Origin of the sequence: Pseudoalteromonas phenolica, from assembly GCF_044788725.1 — a bacterium.
Lineage (GTDB): Bacteria > Pseudomonadota > Gammaproteobacteria > Enterobacterales > Alteromonadaceae > Pseudoalteromonas > Pseudoalteromonas phenolica_C.
Genome location: NZ_CP173161.1, coordinates 1,172,175 through 1,192,768 on the forward strand (window position 1 = coordinate 1,172,175; position 20,594 = coordinate 1,192,768).

Consider the following 20,594-nt stretch of genomic DNA (forward strand, 5'->3'; position numbering starts at 1 on the left):
CTATTTTGGCCAACGAATTAAACAGTTTTGATGTTCAAGAAATCATGCGTTTATTGCCACACCGTTACCCTATGCTATTGGTAGACAAAGTGGTGGATTTTCAGCCGGGTGATTACTTGCATGCGGTAAAAAACGTTACCGTAAATGAGCCAATTTTTACGGGTCACTTTCCTGACCAGAAAATCTTCCCAGGTGTACTTATTTTAGAAGCTATGGCGCAAGCGACAGGCCTATTAGGTTTTAAAACAGTGCAAAATACTGGCGACAACGAGCTATACTTGTTTGCAGGTATTGATAATGCACGTTTTAAACAGCCTGTGGTACCTGGTGATCAGATGCATATTCACGTAAAGTTTGAAAAAGAGCGTCGCAATATTTGGCGTTTTTCAGCAGAAGCAAAAGTAGATGGTAAGGTTGTGTGTACCGCTGACCTTATGTGTGCAAGAAGAGAGTTTTAATGTTAATTCATCCTACTGCAGTTATTGAACCAGGCGCCCAACTTGGCGAAAACGTTAAAGTAGGGCCTTACAGCTACATTGGTAATGATGTTGTTATCGGAGATAACACCATTATTGAATCTCATGTAGTTGTTAAAGGGCCTTCGACGATTGGTAAAGGTAATCACTTTTATCAGTTCGCGTCTATTGGAGAAGCCTGCCAAGACAAAAAGTACAAGGATGAACCAACTCAATTAATCATGGGCGATAACAATATTGTTCGAGAATGTGCGACGATTCACCGTGGTACCATTCAAGATAAAGGCGTGACTAAAATAGGTAGTAACAACTTATTTATGGCTTACACGCACATTGCTCATGATGCAGTGATTGGTAATAATGTCATTTTTTCAAATGGTGCAAGTGTAGCAGGTCACGTTCATGTAGGTGATTGGGCTATTTTAGCGGGTAATACAGGTGTACATCAGTTCTGTAAAATTGGTGCGCACGCATTTATTGGTATGTACTCTGGTGTGAGTAAAGATGTTCCACCATTTGTTACTACTACAGGTATGCCAGCAAAACCAGCAGCAGTAAATACCGAAGGTATGAAACGCCGCGGGTTTGAAAGCGATGAAATTATGGCGGTTCGTAGAGCGTATAAAGCACTTTATAGAAAGGGCTTAACGCTAGATGAAGCTGTGGCTTCGTTGGCTGATGATGCGAAGCAGTTTGCAGCAGTGCAAAGCATGATTGATTTCTTAGACACGTCTGAGCGCGGCATCATTCGCTAGCCTCGACGGTTTATTTAAAGCATGTACAAACGCCATACAATTTAACGTGTATGGCGTTTTTATTTAAAAAGAATTAGAACATGACGACAAATACACAGCCAATCACAATTGGTGTTGTCGCGGGCGAGTTGTCCGGCGATATTTTGGGTGCAGGCTTAATCAAAGCGTTGAAAGTACATTATCCTAATGCACGATTTATCGGCATTGCTGGCCCTAAAATGCAGGCTGAAGGCTGTGAGAGTTTATTCGATATGGAAGAGCTCTCAGTAATGGGGTTAGTTGAAGTTTTAGGTCGCTTACCGCGTTTGCTGAAAATCAGAAAACAGCTAGTCCAACACTTTATAGATAATCCACCAGATGTCTATGTGGGCATTGATGCGCCAGACTTTAACCTTCGTGTAGAAAAACCATTAAAAGCGGCTGGCATAAAAACAGTGCAATATGTGAGCCCTTCAGTGTGGGCTTGGCGTCAAAAACGCATCTTTAATATTGCTGAAGCTACTAGCCTGGTTTTGTCGTTATTACCATTTGAAAAAGCTTTTTATGACAAACATGACGTGCCGTGCACGTTTGTGGGTCATACTTTAGCCGATGACATTCCCCTTGAAACCGATACCAATGCGGCGAGAACCAAGCTAAACCTTTCTGCGGAAGATACCGTTTTAGCACTGCTTCCGGGCAGTCGCGGCTCTGAGGTGGGCTTATTAAGCGAGACGTATCTGCAAACCGCCCAAAAACTACAAGAGCGTATTCCCGAGTTAAAAGTTATCGTGCCTTTAGTAAACGATAAACGCAAAGCGCAATTTACCGAGATTAAAGAAAAAGCCGCACCAAACCTAAAAGTTCAGCTGTTAGATGGCCAATCTAGCGAAGCGATGACCGCGGCAAACGCCGTATTACTAGCCTCAGGTACCGCGACACTTGAAGCCATGCTTTATAAAAAGCCTATGGTGGTCGGGTATAAGTTTAAGCCGGTGAGTTATTGGATATTCAAAAACTTTTTTACTTTTAATATTAAGTATTTCTCTCTTCCAAACCTGTTGGCTGATGCGCCCTTAGTGCCTGAATTTTTACAAGATGAATGCAATAGCGATGCGCTAGCCGATGCGCTTTTTCCGATGCTAAAAGGCGATAGCCAAGCGCTCATAGATAAATTTTACGATATTCATAACAACATTCGACTTGATGCCAGCAAACAAGCGGCTCTAGCAGTTAAGGAGCTTATAAATGCAAATTGAACGACCAAATGTTAAATATATTGCCGGTGTAGACGAAGTTGGTCGTGGCCCACTAGTAGGTGATGTTGTCACTGCTGCGGTTATTTTAGATCCGAGTAAGCCTATTGAAGGCCTTGCTGATTCTAAAAAGCTCACTGAGAAAAAGCGTAATGCGCTCGCTGCAGAAATCAAAGAAAAAGCACTTTGCTATCATATTGCCCGTGCCAGTGTGGCTGAAATTGATGAGCTGAATATTTTACATGCGACCATGCTTGCTATGACTCGTGCTGTCGAAGGTCTGACTATTCAGCCCGAATTTGTATTTGTAGATGGCAACCGCTTACCAAAACTAAGCATGGCAGCGCAGAGTGTGGTGAAAGGCGATAGTTTAGTAGAGGAGATCAGTGCAGCGTCAATTTTAGCAAAAGTTGCACGTGACCAAGAAATGCTAGAGCTTGATTCACAATACCCAGAATATGGCTTTGCAGGTCATAAAGGCTATCCAACGAAAGCGCATTTTGCAGCCCTAGAGCAATACGGTGCAACGCCATACCACCGCACGTCGTTTAAGCCCGTACAGCGAATTTTGCAAAGTAAGGAGCAGTAATGCCAGCACCGCAGTTTGTTCATTTACGCGTTCACAGTGACTTCTCTATGGTTGATGGTTTGGCAAAGACCAAGCCGATCGTTGCGCGAGCACAAGAGTTAGCGCTTCCAGCCTTTGCTATTACTGATCAAATGAACTTATGTGGCCTTGTACGTTTTTATGGCGGGGCACATGGTGCAGGTATTAAGCCCATTGTCGGGGCGGATATTTGGCTTAAAAGTGATGAGTTTCCTGATGAGCCATGCCGTTTAGTGGTACTTGCCAAAAATAACGATGGCTACAAAAACCTGACTTTACTTATCTCGAGAGCCTATCAGCGTGGTCATGTATTCCATCGTCCAGTGGTTGATAAACAGTGGCTAGCTGAGCACAAAGAAGGCTTAATTTTACTTTCGGGTGGTAAAGACGGCGATGTGGGTAAGGCGCTTCTAAAGCATAATCATCAGTTGGCATTAGACACTGTTGCTTTCTATGAAGAACACTTCAAAGATCATTTCTATCTTGAGCTGATCAGAACGGGTCGTGCAGACGAAGAAGATTATTTACATGAGGCGGTGAAACTGGCTGAGCAACGTGACTTGCCGGTTGTTGCCACCAATGAAGTGGTGTTTTTAAACGAACATGACTTTGATGCGCACGAAATTCGTGTTGCAATTCACGATGGTTACACGCTCGAAGACAAACGCCGTCCAAAACGATTCTCAAAAGAGCAGTATTTAAAAACGCCTGAGCAAATGATTGAGTTGTTCAGCGATATTCCTGAAGCGCTTGAGAACACGGTTGAAATTGCGAAACGCTGTAATGTGACCGTGCAGCTTGGAACTTACTTCTTACCAGATTATCCGACTGGTGATTTAAAAATTGAAGACTTCTTGGTTAAGGTCTCTGAAGACGGTCTTGAAGAGCGTTTGCAGTTCTTATTCCCTGACGAAGATGAACGTAAAGAAAAACGCGTTGAGTATGATGAACGTCTTAAAATCGAACTCGACGTTATCAACCAAATGGGATTCCCAGGTTACTTCTTGATCGTAATGGAGTTCATCCAGTGGAGTAAAGATAACAATATTCCAGTAGGACCCGGGCGTGGTTCGGGTGCGGGTTCATTAGTAGCTTATGCTCTGAAGATCACAGATCTTGATCCTCTTGAATTCGACCTACTATTCGAACGATTCCTAAACCCTGAACGTATTTCGATGCCCGACTTCGACGTCGACTTCTGTATGGATAGACGAGACGAGGTAATCGACCACGTAGCCAAGTTATATGGGCGGGACGCGGTATCTCAGATCATCACTTTCGGTACTATGGCCGCAAAAGCAGTAATACGTGACGTAGGTCGTGTACTCGGTCACCCGTATGGCTTCGTTGACCGTATATCAAAGTTAGTACCGCCAGATCCGGGTATGACCCTAGCTAAAGCCTTTGATGTCGAGCCGCGTTTACCTGAAGCTTACGACGGCGATGAAGAAGTAAAAGAGCTTATCGACATGTGTCGCATTCTTGAAGGTTGTACACGTAACGCCGGTAAGCACGCCGGTGGTGTTGTTATCTCGCCAACGACCATTACTGATTTCGCCGCGCTGTATTGCGATGAAGAAGGTAAGTTCCCGGTTACGCAATTTGATAAAAACGACGTTGAAACTGCGGGCTTGGTTAAGTTTGACTTCTTAGGTCTAAGAACACTGACAATCTTACAGTGGGCGCTAGATATGACCAACGAGCGTTTAGCTCGAGAAGGTAAAGAGCCTGTCGATATTAATGCTATCCCGCTTGATGATAAACCGAGTATTGAGCTTTTACTTCGCGCTGAAACCACCGCGGTGTTCCAGCTTGAATCTCGTGGTATGAAAGACCTAATTCGTCGTCTTAAACCCGACTGCTTCGAAGATATGATCGCTCTGGTAGCTTTATTCCGACCGGGTCCACTCCAATCGGGCATGGTAGATAACTTTATCGACCGTAAGCACGGCCGAGAAGAAATTTCGTACCCAGATGCTCAGTATCAGCACGACAGTTTACAACCTATTCTAGAGCCAACCTACGGGATCATTCTCTATCAGGAACAGGTAATGCAGATCGCGCAGGTGCTAGCAGGTTATACGCTAGGTGGCGCTGACATGCTTCGTCGTGCGATGGGTAAGAAAAAACCTGAAGAAATGGCGAAGCAGCGTTCAACCTTCGAAGAGGGTGCCGTAAACAACGGTGTCGATGGCGAACTCGCCATGAAGATCTTCGACTTGGTAGAAAAGTTCGCAGGTTACGGCTTTAACAAATCTCACTCAGCAGCGTATGCACTGGTTTCGTACCAAACGCTATGGATGAAAACTCATTACCCAGCCGAGTTTATGGCTGCGGTAATGTCGGCGGATATGGATAACACCGACAAAATTGTTACCTTAGTTGATGAATGTGAAAACATGAAGTTGGCCTTATTACCGCCTAACGTCAATGAAGGGTTATATAAATTTACCGTAAACTTAAAAGGCGAAATTGTTTACGGTATCGGTGCGATTAAAGGGGTCGGTGAAGGCCCGGTTGAAGCCATTCTAGAAGCACGTGAGCAAGGCGGAGAGTTTAAAGACTTATTCGATTTCTGTGCTCGAGTGGATTTAAAGCGTTTGAACAAACGCGTGGTTGAAAAGCTGATCTATGCAGGTGCGCTAGACCAACTTGGTCCTGAAAAAAACCAAGCAGGTCGCTCAATCTTAATTGCTAGTCTACCTGCAGCTATGAAAGCTGCCGAACAGCACCATAAAGCAGAAGCAATTGGTCAAAGTGACTTATTTGGTTTACTCGCGACTGAGCCAGATGAAGTTGAGCAAGCGTTTGAGCCAGCTTTACCAATGCCAGATAAAGAGTGGCTAAATGGTGAGAAAGAAACCTTAGGCTTGTATTTAACGGGTCACCCCATAAATCAATATCGTAAAGAGTTAAAGCACTATACGTCGGGTAAATTGGTTGACTTACAGCCCACTAACCGAGATGTTACCGCAACGGCCGCCGGTTTGGTGATTAATGCAAGAACGCTGATTAATAAACGAAATCAGCGTTGGGGCTTAATAACTTTAGATGACAAAAGCGCCCGAATTGATGTACGCTTATTTCCTGAACAGTACGAAACTTATCAAGAATTGCTGCAAATTAACCAAATCTTGGTAATATCTGGACAGGTCAGCTTTGATAACTTCTCTGGTGGCATTACAATGACAGCCAGAGACGTGTGTACCATAGCTCAGGCGCGTGAAAAACGCATCAGAGCGATAAAAATGACTCTAAATATGGTGCGAATTGACGCGAACTTCTTCGATAATTTACGAAAAGTCTTAGAACCTTACAAATTCGGCACTTGCGAAGTTAAGGTTCAGTATCAGCGTCCTGATGCGTTAGCAGAACTAACGTTAGGTACAGAATGGTGTGTGACGCCAACAGATGATCTAATAACGCGATTATCTCAGTTAGCGGCACAAGATATAGAATTAGAATTTAATTAATTAGGTTGTAGAGCATGAGCCTCAATTATCTTGATTTTGAGCTTCCAATTGCTGAATTAGAAGCAAAAATTAAAGAATTACAAAATGTTAGCCGTTCAGGCAGTTTAGACCTGAGCTTAGAAGAAGAAATTTCTCGTTTAAAAGAAAAGAACGTTGAGCTAACTGAAAAAGTATTTTCTGAATTAGGTGCATGGCAGGTTTCTCAACTTGCACGTCACCCGTTACGTCCATATGCACGTGATTACATCGAGCGCATTTTTACTGAGTTTGATGAATTTGCGGGTGACCGTACTTTCGCAAACGACCCTGCAATTTTAGGTGGTGTAGCGCGTTTAGACGGTAAGCCGGTTATGGTTATCGGTCAGCAAAAAGGCCGTGATACAGCAGAAAAGATTAAGCGTAACTTCGGTATGCCAAAGCCTGAAGGTTACCGTAAAGCCCTTCGCCTAATGGAAATGGCTGAGCGTTTTAAAATGCCAATCATTACATTCATTGACACACCGGGAGCATACCCAGGTGTTGGCGCTGAAGAGCGTGGTCAAAGTGAAGCAATCGCACGTAACCTAAAAGTAATGGCTGCGTTAAAAGTACCAACAATTTGTACGGTTATCGGTGAAGGTGGTTCTGGTGGTGCTCTAGCCATTGGCGTGGGCGACCGTGTAAACATGCTTCAGTACAGCACGTACTCTGTTATCTCTCCTGAAGGTTGTGCATCAATCCTTTGGAAGAGTGCTGAAAAAGCGCCTCTTGCAGCTGAAGCAATGGGTGTATCGGCAACGCGTGTAAAAGAGCTAGACCTTATCAACAACATCATCGACGAGCCACTAGGTGGCGCGCATCGTAACTACGATGAGATGGCGAAAAACTTAAAAGCTCAACTTAACCGTGACCTTGCTGAACTAACGGCATTAAGCACAGAAGATATGCTTGAGCAGCGTTACAAGCGACTAATGTCGTTTGGTTATTGCTAAACTTAAGCTTTTGAAAAAAGCCGCATTATGCGGCTTTTTTGCGTTTTAGAGTTATGATACAAACCTCGTTATTTAAACAGTTTAAAACAGCATTAGAGCCAAAATTACATTTAGGCTCAGGCCTAACGGTGGCACTTTCGGGTGGTGTAGACTCTGTTGTGTTATTACATTTGTGTAAGACCTACCTTGAGAGTCTAGATCCACATCTGTCTATTCCAGTCGAAGCTATTTATGTTAATCATGGCTTATCTGAAAACGCTCAAGACTGGCAAAAATTTTGTGAGCAGCTTTGTCTATCTCTGAATATTCCTTTTAAAACCAAGACTGTTAATGTTCAGCCAAAACCTAGACAATCCCTTGAAGCACTTGCTCGAGATGCGCGCTATCAGGCGCTAGATGAGCTAGCAGAGCAGGGTAACTTAATTTTATTAGGTCAGCATGCGGACGATCAGTTAGAAACATTCTTATTACGACTCAAGCGCGGCTCTGGCCTTGCTGGGCTCTGTGCAATGCAAGATACAGTTCGTTTATCATCGGGCAGGCAATGTATTAGGCCGCTTTTGAATATTTCCCGAGAAGACATTGAAGCATTTGCTCGCACTTTTTCTTTAGTGCATATTGAAGATGAGTCGAATCAAGATGATAAGTTCGACCGTAATTTCTTACGTAACCAAATCATTCCACCGCTTAAAAAACGCTTTAATGGCTTTTTAAAAAGTACGCTGCGCAGTATTGAGTTGTTACAACAACAGCAAGCCTTAATTGATGAAATAAGCCAAGCTGATTTATGGCTCTGTTTAGATAAAAACACTGTGCCAGCCACGCTAAAGCTCAATGAGTTAGAACAGTTTAGTGCGCTTAGGCAGAGCAATGTGGTGAGAGCATGGTTAAACGATTTAGGGATAGTGATGCCGTCAAAGGCGCAAATGTCTCAGATTTTAACGCAAAGCCTAGACAGTCGAGAAGATGCACAAATGCAAGTGCAGTTATCGAAAGGGGCGATCAGACGTTATAGAAATAAACTGTATTTTGATGCGCAATACCCAAAACCATTAGATGTTAAATTAGTAAACACGACAGAAGTTATCTTAAGTGATCATGCGTGTGTGCAACAAAAACAAAATGGATTGTTGCGTAAACCTTTAGACAGTGAAGTGGTTTCTATCCGTTTTGGCCTGTTAAAAGCACAAATAAAACCATATAAGAAAGTGCGCAGTAATACGTTAAAATATTGGCTTAAAGAATTTAAAGTCCCCACATGGCAGCGTGAGCATATTCCCTTAGTGTATTACAACGATGCGTTAGTTCAGGTAGTAGGGCACTTTGTGTCTGCAGAACATATTTGTGAGGAAAGTGGTATTTCTTGGGAGCTTATCCAACATGCAGAATAAACAAATAGGTGAATCGTTAGCAAAGAAATCGCCGATTGCGATAATTTTTACACTTTTAGCTTTTATTCCTCTAGCTATGAATAGTTCGCCGATAATTGGCAACTTAGTGTCTGCACTAATACTAGGTGCGATGACAGTAGTTTTGTTATTAGGATACTGGCATGGCAAAGGGGGGAGCTTTTTTATCGTCGCTTTATTAATGCCGTTGGTGTTAGTTGTTATCGCTGACTTGCCAAATTTTATTGCTTTGGCATGGTTAATTAACTGCTTTTTCTTAGGGACGGCCAGTTGCTTATTTATCTACTCATTTTTAAGTAAATTAAAAACGTCAGAGAAATAAAGTGAAAGCCAAAGCAAGTTAGGGGCTTGCTTTGGCGAAAAGACTAGATTGCGCGAGCGCAGTTTCTACCTGCAGCTTTTGCTTTGTACAGGCCTTTATCAGCTCTTGCAAAAATATTGTCTTCACAGTCATTGTTTTCAGCAAGTGTAAAACCAATACTGGTTGTGACTTCGTATTTTGAAAGCAGTTCACAGCTTTCTACCGACTTCATAATACGCTCTGCAATGAGTTTATTTGTCACAAACTCAGGGTCATCAATCAAAATAGCAAACTCATCCCCACCAAAACGATACACGCTGTCAGTCGCTCTGATAGACGCTTTTAAAATATTCGAAAACTCAATGAGTACTTCGTCACCCGCTTTATGACCAAAGTTATCGTTTACTTGTTTGAAGTTATCTAAATCAAGCAACATCAGGCTGAACTTACGGTGATGACGGCGGCTATTTTCTATTCTCTGAACCAAGTTGTCATTAAATTGGCTACGGTTGTATAAACCAGTTAATGAATCTTTGGTTGCAAGCTGAAGTACACGTTGGTACATCAAAGCATTTCTCAGTGGGTACACTAATACTTGGTGTATAGATTGCAGTTTGTTTTTGATAGCTGTACTTAATTGGTACTGGCAAAAATAGACAAGCTTACCTAAATGCTCACCGTTGAGGTCTAGATCAAAACTAAACGGAGTGTATTGTTTGTCGCTGTCTTTTAACTGAAAAGCGCCTAAAGAAGTATGAAACTGTAGTCCTGATAACTTGATAATACGCTCAGCATGCTCTGCGTAAATAGCAAGCAGCTCTTCAATATCTAGCGTAGTTTGTAATTTCTCAACCAATCGATGAGCAAACATTGGCTCTTGGTTAATATATTGCTCGGCGTTAAACGGCAAATAATCGCCGCGTGTTGTTAGCCGTTGCGTCAGAATATGGACGTTTTCCATCAGTTAGAACCCCTAATTATCATAACTAAGGATGAATAAGCTATTTCTGTGCCAGAAATTTAAACTGGCTGAAAAACAATCGCTTGCTATAGTTAATTTAAGTCGAATTATAAACATCAACAAAATTGACTCTCTGGAGGCCATTTGCAGAGCATTTATAGTCAAGTTTTTGCCTTATTACTTGCCGCAATGATTTTGGTTTGGTTATTCAAGCGAATAGGCTTACCGGCAATCTTGGCGTACCTAGTGACAGGTGTGTTGGCGAGTAGTCCATCAATAGGGTGGATGAGCATGAGTGATGAAATGCACTTTATTGCAGAACTTGGCATAGTCTTTCTGCTTTTTAGCCTGGGTCTTGAATTTTCAGTGCCTAAATTAATGGCCATGCGCAATCTGGTTTTTGGCTTGGGCAGCCTACAAGTGATTTTGACTATTTTAGTTGCTATGCCCATCGTCAAATTCTTCGATTATGGTTGGTTAAGTGCATTCACTATTGCCAGTATTATGGCGCTTTCTTCTACCGCGGTTGTGGTTAAAATTCTAAAAGAAAACGGAGCCTTAAATCAGCGAAGAGGGCAGCTTTCAATCGGTATTTTACTTTTCCAAGATATTGCCGTTGTGCCCTTGTTGATCAGTATTCCGCTGTTTGCTCAAGCTGACAATCAAATGCTAGCCAGTACTCTAGCAATTGCCTTAGCGAAAGGTGCGTTTGTTTGTATTTTGCTTTGGGCTGTTGGTAAGTGGTTACTTCCTATTGTGTTTAATGAAGTAGCGCAAGTGAGAACCGATGAGTTATTCGTTTTGTCGACCTTAGTGGTTGCTCTTTGCGCGTCGGGGTTGACCTACCTATTCGGTTTATCTATGGCTCTAGGTGCGTTTTTGGCAGGTATGATGCTAGGTGAGAGTCAGTATCGGCATCAGCTCGAAGCTGAAATACGACCCTTTAGAGATATTCTAATGGGGCTGTTTTTTGTCACAGTGGGTATGCAGCTTAATGTTGGTTTTGTTATTGAGATGTTTTGGTACATTTGTGCTGCCTTAGCGATTTTATTTGTTTTAAAACTATTGCTAATTTGGGGATGCGCACAGCTCATTGGTGAACGTAAAAAAGATGCAATTGCGTCAGGGATTTTGCTTTGGCAAATGGGCGAGTTTGGCTTTGTGTTAATCGCTTTAGCTTCAAAACATGAACTCATGGCGTCAACGACCGCTTCTTTCTTAATTGCTTTGGGCGTATTGTCTATGGCTCTTACGCCATACTTAATTGGTCAAACCGATAATATACTGAGTTTACTTAACCTTGATAATGAGCAAACCAATGAGCAGTTTCAGAAAAACTTTGGTAATAAGAGTTTAAACGGCCATGTTCTTATTTTAGGCTATGGGCGGGTTGGTCAAACAATTACTCGTTTCTTAAAGCCTGAAGCCATTCCTTACGTTGCGATTGAGCGTAATCCACTATTAGTCCAAGAAGCACAAAATGCAGGTGAGCCGGTCTTATTTGGGCACGCAGCGCAAAATACCATTTTAAAATCAGCCAAGATTGAACAAGCCAAACTCGTTATTGTGACCATGGCAGAGTTTGAACAAAACCAGCAAGTGATAGACGCCATTAAACGGGTAGCGCCGGGAGTTTCTATTATTGTTCGAGCTACCGATGACACTCACCTTGAAGACTTTAAAAAGATGGGAGTAGCTGAAGTTGTACCTGAAGCGCTCGAGGCCAGTTTAATGCTCATCTCTCATGTATTGCATATGTCTGGTGTGCCTATGCGACGGATTTTAAGGCGAGTAAGTAAAGAGCGAGAAAACCGATACGAGTTCTTGCATGGCTTTTTCACTGACGGCTCTGTAGAGCAAAACAGTGAGCCTTTAGAGCGTTTGGAGTATTTGCACGCAATTGCTCTTCCAGACTCAGCATATGCAGTGAATAAACTTATTGCGCAGTTAGATTTGAAAAAGCAACGTGTAGTGATCACTGCATTAAGAAGGGACGGACAAGAAATTGAGTCGCCAGATGATGAAATGAAATTGCAAGCAAACGATATTTTATTATTAAAGGGCAAGCCGAGACGCGTTGAGCGAGCAGAGCAATTTTTGTTAGAAGGATTATCTTAAAGTAACGTTCAATTAAATTATAATTATCAGGGTTCTAATGCCAGCAAACATGAGTGTCTATTGGAATTTTAAATGACGAGGTTTGCAATGAAAGTAGGCATATTTTGGTTTGTTGAAAATACATTAGTTTATACCAATCCTCTTAATTAAGAGATCTATTTTGAGGCAAGGAAAGCTTGTCGATAACGAGGCGAAAATTTTGCTATTTAGTTGTTCTAAATGAGAAATTTTTAACGCGGTTAGCGGCAGCTTTAATCCCTCAAAATGATTAAGTATTATTGAGGATTGGTATAATAAGTCTGCATGTATACAGATGCTAAAAAAAGATAGTTTGGGATTAGTTGATAGTGACTTTAAACATTTTGAAGAATGGGAGCTTAATGCGCTCTATAAGCAATTTAATTTAAATATCTCGTCGAGTCCTTACCACAGTCTTCCGAGAGGTAGAGTGATTTTTGATAGGGCCAATCAATTTAGCAAAGTTTATTTAGACAAAACAATCTTTAACAGCTCAGTTAAACACGCCATTATTACTGCGTTTTGCCTTGATAGTTCAAGTACAAAGTGGTTCTCAGATCCGCATTATCATTGCTTCTCAGATAGTTAGCCTTCGAGAAGAGAACTTTGTTATCAAATCATAGGGCTGGTTAATTAATTCAGTTCCAGGAAGTCCCTGATTTCATCTAGCCTATTAAGTCCATCTTGATATCCAAACTCAATAAGTTTACGAGTGTAGGCTTTCTCAAACATCAAATAACTGGCTAAGCTTGATTCTGAATTTTTCTTGATACCTATTGAGCGCAGCAGCATTCTCACAGCCATTGGCATTTGCTCATAGCACTCAGTGGCAACTTCATTAAAGTTTTGCGTTGGGTTAATGACCAGTGTTGAAACCTGTTTAAGTTCTTTATGTTTATTTTTAGAGTTAGAAGGCAGTAAACCTATGGTTCGGTTAACTCGTTCTAAACGTTCCAAATCTGATTGCAGCGTGTCTGCAAAGACACTATCTAATAAATGACCTGCAACCGTTGATACGCCCGGAAAGTGCGGCTCGTAACCTATGGCACGTTGGCGTTTTGGCTGCTCAACACCAATAATGAATATTTTATCTGCACCTAAATGAATTGATGGGCTAAGCGGCGAAAGTTGGTGTATTGAGCCATCACCATAATAGTGGTGCTTTACTCTGACACTCGGAAACACCATGGGAATAGCACTCGATGCCATCAGTAAATCTAACGTAATTTGACCAGCTACGCCTTCACGTTTAGCTCGCTGCCAAGGTGAGGCATTATTTGCTTGAAATACTGCAACGGATTTACCTGTTGAGTAACTTGATACCGTAACAGATACAGCCTCTAAGTATTTCTTATGTAAGTTTCGATCAATGCGCGATAAATCTAAAACATCATCAAGTAATGCTCGAAGCGGCGAATTATCCAATAGACTGGCAGGTGGGTGATTTAAATAGTCAGATTGAAAACTGCGCATCATATTGCCGAGAATGTAACTCGAGGCACCTGTAAATGAACTTTTATACACCATATGGGTATGAAACTGTCGCCACACCCACTCAATCTTTCTCACAGCTAAATGCATACAAGATGCATAACATGCCATGGCTGCTGAATTAATTGCGCCCGCAGATGTACCATTAATAACTTGAAAAGGGATTTTTGCGTTACGAGGCATACTCAAAGCGAGGGCTTTTAAAACACCAACTTGATAGGCTGCTCGAGCGCCACCGCCGGTTAATAACAAAGCCATCTTTGAGTGCTGAGTGTTTTGCGGTTTTTTTTCCATATTCGCCCTTAATTATTATGAACTTTTTGCTGCGAATGCCATCAGTTACCGTATATCACTTGCAACAATTACTCAGTGATATATCTTTACTTTATAACTAATTATAGAATATTCAACGAAATATTTTGTTCAGCCATTAAACGGAGCCAACATGTCAGAACAACCTTCTTCAAAACCTTCTAATACCCAGCTGCTTTTCGCAGCCGTTGTTGTTATGGCGTTAGTCGTCGTTGCTGTTTTTGTTTTATCAAATAAATCTGAACAGCCTTCTGAAAATGAAAAGTTTAAGCAAGATGTTGTTGTGCCAGCATCAGATCCTGTTAAACCAGTTAATACAGCACAAAGCCAGCCTGAGCCTGAGCCAGAGCCTGTTATTGAAGCGCCAACTCAGCCAGTAGAGCCAGAGCCAGTGGTAGCTGCAGAGCCTGAAGAACCAGTTGTTCAAGTTCAGCCACCTAAACCGCAATTACCAAGCCTTGATGAAAGCGACCAAGAGATTAAACAGAATTTACAAGAGTATCTTACAGAGCAGTCTCTGGGCTTATTTGTAACGGATGACATGATCCGCAGAACGGTTGTTTTTGTTGATAATCTCGCTCAAGGTAAAATGGCTAGAAAGCATGCACCAGTAAGTGCTCCTGTTGATAAATTCATGGCGCTAGAGTCAGATATCATTATTACAGATCCAAATAGCTACGAGCGCTATACGCCATATGTTGATATGATTTCACAAATGAGTAATGCGCAAATTGTTCGTCTTTATAAAAAGTTTCAGCCACTTATGTTTGAAGCCTATGAAGAGATTGGTTATGAAGGTGATGAATTCAATTACACGTTAAACCAAGCAATTAATGAAATTCTAGAAACGCCAGTACCTGAAACCAGCTTGCCACTGATCAAAGACTCGGTAACTTACAGTTACGCTTACCCAGAGTGGGAAAAGTTATCAGCTGCCCAAAAGCAATTCTTACGTATGGGCCCTGCAAACATGAAACGTATTAAGACAAAATTAGCAGCAGTTCAAAAGTCTCTAGCAAATTAATCACTTGTTATATTTTAAACCGATTGCTTAAGCATTGAGCAATCGGTTTAATTAATTGAGTTTTTCCTTGAATCTAAAGCACATTATGGAGATAATCTCTCCCGCGCCAAACAAGGCCCTCTATGGTGGTCTTATTGGTCCTCTCGCAACAATAGTTCGTGAACCTGGTCAGGCCCGGAAGGGAGCAGCCACAGCGGATGACTTGTGTGCCGGGATGTGGCTGATAAGACTACCACCCAAATATTTCTCCTTGATGTTTGAACCATAAGCTGTCATATCTGAACTAATTCTTGTCATAATTTGAACAATAAGCTGTCATAGTCTATTTTCTAGTCATAAGCCGTTTAGGTTTTGATTATGATCAGACGTAAAATAAAGCACTCGCGAGTTAAAAACCTATTTAAATTTGCTAGTCAAAAAAAGCCAAACGCTTTTAGTTGAAAGCTCTTTAGAGTTTGATGCCTGTTTTCATTTCGAATATTCTTCCAAGATAAAAGCCTTTGAAGCACAACCTATTGGTTTTATGTATGACTTTGAGGGTAAAACAAATAGCCACTTGTAGAATGTAACCTGATAAAACTAATTTAGCTCATTTAGTTCTACAAAACTGACATTTTTTAAGGGAGTTACAATAAAAGGCTCAGGTAAAGGATGTTACTTAATCTATTCAGAGCGGATCAAAAGCTGATATTTGCATAGCATTATTAGTGTGATTCATAGAGATCCTTTCTATATCTGAGTGTCATAAACGGTGAAATTCAACAAAGACTTAAGTGGATAAAACTTTATCAAGAAACTAACAACGCGTGCTTGGTTTGTCTGCGTTGTGGAATGATTTTAGCCAGTGGAGCGTGATTTAAATCCCACAACACTGCAAATTATTGATTTTGTAAGCAGCTAGTAGGTTCTTTGATTAAAAGCGGGTATGGATTCTTGAAAACTGTGCTAAGAAATGAAATAAGGTTTGTTTCTTATATCTACTGCTTTTATAAAACTGTTAAGCTTCAATTTTATTATAGAAAGAAAATAAAGGCTCCAGCTCTTATAGAAATTAAGAGCTGGAATATTCTAAAATATTAATCTGTCAATCAGCTACTCGCAAAGCTCTTCACCCGGTTTTGGGGTATGTCCTTCCTCGTTTCTTATATCCCATGTTGAGCTTTTCCAATAAAGTATGCAACCAAAATCACCGTGTTTTTTGGGAAGAGAGTGATTAATGCTATTAAAGCTTTTAAAACTTACGGGATCTGTCATTCCAGAAAAAGCTTCTGTAATAACATCTAGCGATGAATGTACATTAAGTTCAGTACCCATAGTTCTCAATAGGTGGTGTTCAGGTGAATCATGATATTTATCGATTGAGACTAGAAGTGAACCTGACGGAAGCAAACCATACCCATAAACTTCTGCTGATTCAGCAACCCTATTTAGAGTTAAATTATGAAAACCAATGTCATTTATATTGTTACGCAGTATTGTAGGGACTATAGATAAAGTATCATTGATATTCGCTGCTGCGGCCATGTATACAATATCTTTTAAAATTGATGTCTCTTCCCAATCTTGTTTATACTTAGATAATAGGTTATTGATGGCAATCGTCCCCATACTATGACCAATTAAAGTAAGCTCAATATCCAAGGCCGGGTAACTTTTCTCTTTATTCAGAATAAACTCAAAGAAAGTACCTAAGTGTTCTCCAGATTGTGCCTTCATCCTTTTGTCAAAGTCCCCATGAGGATAGAACATACTTCTAGCTCGTCTTTTCATCATGTCCCAAGAGTTTGCTGCAATAGCTCCATTCCATAAACTACCCACTACATATCTAAAAGGGGTAAATAGTAATGTCCCTGCACTTTCGGCTCTATGTTTAAACCCTGATCTAGAATAAATACTACGATTAATCGCAATATTTTTCATATCACTATTTAGCCTCCCTGAGTGATATTTAGATCTAAGATAATCAGAGGTAAGAGGCTCTTGGAAGTTGAGGTTTTGATATTTGTAATAAGCCTCTTCCCATATACTAGATGTTAAATATTTAGATAAGTTTGTTCCTGATGCGTATCGATCTTTGTCATTTGTAAATTGGAAATAAAAGTTTGATGGTAATTCCCCAATACTTGAAACGACATCTTCAAAAATAATAAATGGCGTGGATATTAATCCAGTTCCAGTAGATGTTACTCTGCCTTCTCGTTCCCATAACAAATGCTCTCCAATAGTTCCCAACAAATTTGAAGGCCATGACACAAATATAGGGTAATGCCAATCAGGGTTTGTATTTGAGTTAGTTTTTATATCTTCGATGTAAGAAACGTGGTTTTCAACTCGCTCATCACTGTCTGAGTACGTGTTTAACCCACCATGAAAATAAACAAGTAGTTTTATAGGAGTGTCTTTAACTGCTTCTCCTTCTGAGTTACTAAAATATTTATCATTATTTGGATCAAGAAAGTAAGATTGAAAGGAATCAAAACATTGCTTTTGTTTGAATTTAGTTTGTTTCAAACATGCTAAACTAATTGCTTGCTCCCATATTTTTGTATATTTAATTTCGACTTCATTAAAAGAAAGCGAAGCTTTGGTAGAATCTCTAGATAGAGGGTTTTGCATTGCAAAATCAGAAGGAATTAAATAGCCATTCCTATTCACTCGTAATAGGTGTTCTTCCACTTCAACTTTATGAGAAGCAGGATTTTTTGGCGCGAAAGCACATCCTCCTATTCCGAATAGCATAGATACAATTAAAATTAAAAACTTATTCACTTTATTTCCTTATTGATAACTAAAAAGCAATATTAAATCTAATCTAAAAACAAGATGTGTTCAAATAATGAGCGATTCAGATTGGTTTAGCAAATAAAATGCCTTTTTCAGAAAAGCCTGATTTAGCTAAAGAGGAGACAGTATTGGCATTATTTGCAATTTCATGTGGATGTTTTCGAAAGCTGAAAAACTTTTGGACTAAGCACTTACAGATCCACTAATTAATGATTTAAAATATTAAATCAAAAGCAGCTTAGTTTGGTTCTTGAAACATTTCGCCCTGAATTAAACAATGTGTTTGAGTTAAACGCTTCAGAAATTGAGGGGCTGAAGTAAAAGGTTATTCTAACTTTATTTGTGAAGGATCTTCAGGTGAAGATCCTTTTGTTAAAACAAGTAATTAAAGAGAGAAAAACTTTGTAAGATATTAAAGTTTTGATTTTTTTAGTTTGTAACTAAGTATGAATAGCCTTTTGTCTTGAAGGAAGCCCTGAGCTTTTAATAGTTGATTTTACTACTGCTTTTACCTCGCTATCAACGATGCTATCGGCAGCACTACTTAGTAAAAATGAGTAATCATTCTCAATATCTTCTTTATTGATTTCCTCTAAAGTCTCTAAAATAGGTAAAATCTTTTGGAGAGTTTTAGAATACTCTCCATTACGATTTTGCGCGTGCTGCAAAACATCTTGAGCAAGATTTCTATTTTTTACAATCAGCTCAATGATGGAGTGTAAAAATTGCTTTTCATGTAGCGATAAACTCATTTTAGATCTCCATTTAAGATTTTTTCAGAAAAATCGTTCTGATTAACGAGGAATTCAAGTCAGAATACTCATCTTTTATTGTAGTATGAAATTCTTTCTTAGGAATTACTTTATTTTCTACTCTACCGTCAATGGACCAACATTGAGTCTCAGATAAACTAAGTTCGAGAAGAACTCCTATTCCCTCATCTTGTATTTCTATACGTTCTGAAGGCTTGTTTGGCTCACTCCATAAGCCTACAACACGGCTAGGAGAAAACCCTGAGCCAGTCGAACGAAGCGTCATGCCGAGGGGAGTAACAGAGAAAACTGTGCAACCTGGGTCGTCAGATAATACAGCAGAATACTTTCCTGGCCACCTATTTTCAAGCTGTGGACCATCTAAAAGTAAACTAATAACGAAATTTGGCCCTATAGATCTTACAGCTTGGGCAACAGGCTCTTGTCTAGCTAAGTCTTCACATACAAGGGGGCACAATTTTACACCATTTGATGTATCGAGAATAACTAGATTTCTCCTTGATACTCCAATATCTTCCCACCATTTCTTATTTGGATCTAGCTGTGTTGCAAGGTTATATGTTCGTATTTGATCTCTATCTAAAAACCAACGATGGTGTTTATTTTGAGATATATAATCAAAGTCCCCTGATGCCCCTATAAACGAGAGAACAGCTTTGTTTATTCCAACCCCTTCAGGTGTTCTGCCATAAACACCCGCAAGAAGAGAAGGTGAATTGTCTTTAAATTTCTCGTATAGAAGATCTCTAAGCCTATCATAATGAACTTGTGACAAAGAACACTCAGGCAAAACAATTAAGTCTATTTGTCCTACCCTCTTCATACATGTGACTATTGCTGACATGAAGCTTTTTGAAAGCTCTGAATAATTCTCCATTGGTTCGTAGCTAAAAAAATCAAAATAGTTATCAGTTTCTATTGGTTTTACTTTGGAAGAGGAAAAGTACTCATCCCTAATTTCATATGGCCAAGGAAGTAAAAGTACATTATATCTTTTGGAATTATTTTTTGTATTGTTGTATACAATCTGTGGCTTAACGCTTGGTTTTATAAAAGTTAAGTTCTGACAGAGGTTATTAATTGTTAAGCCAGATTGAGGTACTAAACTTTTAAAAGATACAAATCCATACCTTGTATCATTATCTGCAATGTTTGGCTCAAGAGCAATCTCACTATTTTTAGGTGAGCTATCATATAAGTCTTTCATCACCATTCTAGTTAACAAAGCGACCTCAATATTGGTTAGCTCATCATAATCAAACTTTTTTAGATTGTTATCTTCAAATGCTCGGTCAATCGAAAGAAGTACAAAGAATAGCGAAGAACAAAATCCAGAGTCTGAATTAATCAGATCATATACACATTGATTAAAGTTCTTTCTTTTGAAGATTACGTTTAAATGCTTTATTAATACACTTCCTAGAGCGAGCGGTTTCCCCCCAAAAAAGGTATCCCATTCTTTTGCTAATAAATTGAGGGTATTTAAGTTATTTCGGTCCCATTTGAAATGCTTTTGAGGGGCAACTAACAAACGGTATTTATCTGTATAATCAACCAGTGTGTACAAAATAAGAAATATATTTGTAGGCCACTGGATAATTTCATTTAAGTTTTCAGCTTTAGATGGCACGGAGTAGGTAAGGGATAAGTTTTTATTATTAATTGTTTTAAAAAGAGAAACTTTAAAGTTAGGAAAGTAGTTTTGAATATGGTGAGAAAATTTCATTTTTTTAATTTGCATTATCCTTTAAGAGCTTATCTTATATCTTTCATAACAAAATCACTAGGAGTTTAATAAATATAAGTTACCCCTCCCTACAAAGCTAAGTGTTTCTTAGTATCAAAAAGTTCCTAATACTAAGAAAGTCTTAGCTACTAAAGCTTTT

General features: G+C 39.9%; 16 protein-coding genes, 1 other RNA gene and 1 pseudogene. 13 read left to right on the forward strand and 5 right to left on the reverse strand.

Annotation, left to right across the window (positions count from 1 at the left end; genetic code table 11):
* Positions 1-5: 5 nt before the first annotated feature.
* The 8 genes from fabZ to ACH784_RS05520 all read left to right on the forward strand — a co-directional run bounded on the left by fabZ (position 6) and on the right by ACH784_RS05520 (position 9,248).
* On the forward strand, positions 6-458 hold the full coding sequence (gene fabZ / locus ACH784_RS05485; RefSeq protein WP_058031624.1) for a 3-hydroxyacyl-ACP dehydratase FabZ: 453 nt from the start codon (positions 6-8) through the stop codon (positions 456-458).
* Complete coding sequence (lpxA, locus tag ACH784_RS05490; protein WP_404393984.1) at positions 458-1,231, forward strand: acyl-ACP--UDP-N-acetylglucosamine O-acyltransferase; 774 nt, start codon at positions 458-460, stop codon at positions 1,229-1,231. The genes fabZ and lpxA overlap by 1 nt, the downstream gene beginning before the upstream one ends.
* A gap of 80 nt (positions 1,232-1,311) precedes the next feature.
* Positions 1,312-2,469, forward strand: a complete 1,158-nt coding sequence (lpxB, locus tag ACH784_RS05495; RefSeq protein WP_404393985.1) for a lipid-A-disaccharide synthase — start codon at positions 1,312-1,314, stop codon at positions 2,467-2,469.
* The gene (rnhB, locus tag ACH784_RS05500; RefSeq protein WP_404393987.1) at positions 2,459-3,055 is read left to right on the forward strand and encodes a ribonuclease HII; all 597 of its coding nucleotides are present in this window, start codon (positions 2,459-2,461) and stop codon (positions 3,053-3,055) included. The genes lpxB and rnhB overlap by 11 nt, the downstream gene beginning before the upstream one ends.
* Positions 3,055-6,546: a DNA polymerase III subunit alpha gene (dnaE, locus tag ACH784_RS05505; protein ID WP_404393989.1), complete on the forward strand. Its 3,492-nt coding sequence runs from the start codon at positions 3,055-3,057 to the stop codon at positions 6,544-6,546. The genes rnhB and dnaE overlap by 1 nt, the downstream gene beginning before the upstream one ends.
* Before the next feature lie 14 nt (positions 6,547-6,560).
* Positions 6,561-7,517, forward strand: coding sequence for an acetyl-CoA carboxylase carboxyl transferase subunit alpha (gene accA / locus ACH784_RS05510; RefSeq protein ID WP_130257115.1), 957 nt, complete (start codon positions 6,561-6,563; stop codon positions 7,515-7,517).
* A gap of 53 nt (positions 7,518-7,570) precedes the next feature.
* Entirely contained in the window at positions 7,571-8,908 is a 1,338-nt protein-coding gene (tilS, locus tag ACH784_RS05515) for a tRNA lysidine(34) synthetase TilS (protein ID WP_404393991.1), read from the forward strand.
* Positions 8,898-9,248, forward strand: a complete 351-nt coding sequence (locus tag ACH784_RS05520; protein WP_404393993.1) for a hypothetical protein — start codon at positions 8,898-8,900, stop codon at positions 9,246-9,248. The genes tilS and ACH784_RS05520 overlap by 11 nt, the downstream gene beginning before the upstream one ends.
* 43 nt (positions 9,249-9,291) lie before the next feature.
* Here ACH784_RS05520 and ACH784_RS05525 read toward each other — a convergent pair whose 3' ends face one another.
* Complete coding sequence (locus tag ACH784_RS05525; protein WP_404393995.1) at positions 9,292-10,188, reverse strand: GGDEF domain-containing protein; 897 nt, start codon at positions 10,186-10,188, stop codon at positions 9,292-9,294.
* Positions 10,189-10,332: 144 nt separating this feature from the next.
* On the opposite strand from ACH784_RS05525, the gene ACH784_RS05530 reads away from it, so the two are divergent.
* Positions 10,333-12,306 (forward strand): cation:proton antiporter, encoded by a 1,974-nt coding sequence (locus ACH784_RS05530; protein WP_404393997.1) that lies wholly within the window; start codon positions 10,333-10,335, stop codon positions 12,304-12,306.
* Between the two features lie 313 nt (positions 12,307-12,619).
* Positions 12,620-12,913: a hypothetical protein gene (locus tag ACH784_RS05535; protein WP_404393999.1), complete on the forward strand. Its 294-nt coding sequence runs from the start codon at positions 12,620-12,622 to the stop codon at positions 12,911-12,913.
* Positions 12,914-12,957: 44 nt separating this feature from the next.
* Here the strand turns inward: ACH784_RS05535 and ACH784_RS05540 are convergent, their stop codons facing one another.
* Positions 12,958-14,109 (reverse strand): patatin-like phospholipase family protein, encoded by a 1,152-nt coding sequence (locus ACH784_RS05540; protein ID WP_404394001.1) that lies wholly within the window; start codon positions 14,107-14,109, stop codon positions 12,958-12,960.
* A 151-nt stretch (positions 14,110-14,260) separates the two neighbouring features.
* Here ACH784_RS05540 and ACH784_RS05545 point away from each other — a divergent pair, with 151 nt between their 5' ends.
* From ACH784_RS05545 to ACH784_RS05555, 3 genes and pseudogenes are all read left to right on the forward strand, one after another.
* A complete protein-coding gene (locus ACH784_RS05545; protein WP_404394003.1) occupies positions 14,261-15,151 on the forward strand; it encodes a DUF3014 domain-containing protein in 891 nt (296 codons plus the stop codon).
* 132 nt (positions 15,152-15,283) lie between these two features.
* An RNA gene (gene ffs / locus ACH784_RS05550) (signal recognition particle sRNA small type) lies at positions 15,284-15,380 on the forward strand.
* 128 nt (positions 15,381-15,508) lie between these two features.
* Positions 15,509-15,695, forward strand: a pseudogene (locus tag ACH784_RS05555) (endonuclease); the annotation flags it as partial.
* 548 nt (positions 15,696-16,243) lie between these two features.
* On the opposite strand, the gene ACH784_RS05560 reads toward ACH784_RS05555, so the two are convergent.
* From ACH784_RS05560 to ACH784_RS05570, 3 genes are all read right to left on the reverse strand, one after another.
* A complete protein-coding gene (locus ACH784_RS05560) occupies positions 16,244-17,920 on the reverse strand; it encodes a hypothetical protein (protein WP_404394004.1) in 1,677 nt (558 codons plus the stop codon).
* A gap of 455 nt (positions 17,921-18,375) precedes the next feature.
* Positions 18,376-18,687, reverse strand: a complete 312-nt coding sequence (locus ACH784_RS05565; protein WP_404394006.1) for a hypothetical protein — start codon at positions 18,685-18,687, stop codon at positions 18,376-18,378.
* A 13-nt stretch (positions 18,688-18,700) separates the two neighbouring features.
* A complete protein-coding gene (locus ACH784_RS05570; RefSeq protein WP_404394008.1) occupies positions 18,701-20,449 on the reverse strand; it encodes a hypothetical protein in 1,749 nt (582 codons plus the stop codon).
* Between the last annotated feature and the right edge of the window lie 145 nt (positions 20,450-20,594).

What these genes read in the sequence shown, in the direction of transcription:
- lpxB (WP_404393985.1), top strand. Translation starts at nt 1,312, where the DNA reads ATGACGACAAATACACAGCCAATCACAATTGGTGTTGTCGCGGGCGAG.
- ACH784_RS05545 (WP_404394003.1), top strand. Translation starts at nt 14,261, where the DNA reads ATGTCAGAACAACCTTCTTCAAAACCTTCTAATACCCAGCTGCTTTTC.
- ACH784_RS05525 (WP_404393995.1), bottom strand. Translation starts at nt 10,188, where the DNA reads ATGGAAAACGTCCATATTCTGACGCAACGGCTAACAACACGCGGCGAT.
- ACH784_RS05570 (WP_404394008.1), bottom strand. Translation starts at nt 20,449, where the DNA reads ATGCAAATTAAAAAAATGAAATTTTCTCACCATATTCAAAACTACTTT.
- ACH784_RS05535 (WP_404393999.1), top strand. Translation starts at nt 12,620, where the DNA reads ATGCTAAAAAAAGATAGTTTGGGATTAGTTGATAGTGACTTTAAACAT.
- rnhB (WP_404393987.1), top strand. Translation starts at nt 2,459, where the DNA reads ATGCAAATTGAACGACCAAATGTTAAATATATTGCCGGTGTAGACGAA.
- accA (WP_130257115.1), top strand. Translation starts at nt 6,561, where the DNA reads ATGAGCCTCAATTATCTTGATTTTGAGCTTCCAATTGCTGAATTAGAA.
- lpxA (WP_404393984.1), top strand. Translation starts at nt 458, where the DNA reads ATGTTAATTCATCCTACTGCAGTTATTGAACCAGGCGCCCAACTTGGC.
- tilS (WP_404393991.1), top strand. Translation starts at nt 7,571, where the DNA reads ATGATACAAACCTCGTTATTTAAACAGTTTAAAACAGCATTAGAGCCA.
- ACH784_RS05540 (WP_404394001.1), bottom strand. Translation starts at nt 14,109, where the DNA reads ATGGAAAAAAAACCGCAAAACACTCAGCACTCAAAGATGGCTTTGTTA.
- ACH784_RS05565 (WP_404394006.1), bottom strand. Translation starts at nt 18,687, where the DNA reads ATGAGTTTATCGCTACATGAAAAGCAATTTTTACACTCCATCATTGAG.
- dnaE (WP_404393989.1), top strand. Translation starts at nt 3,055, where the DNA reads ATGCCAGCACCGCAGTTTGTTCATTTACGCGTTCACAGTGACTTCTCT.
- ACH784_RS05520 (WP_404393993.1), top strand. Translation starts at nt 8,898, where the DNA reads ATGCAGAATAAACAAATAGGTGAATCGTTAGCAAAGAAATCGCCGATT.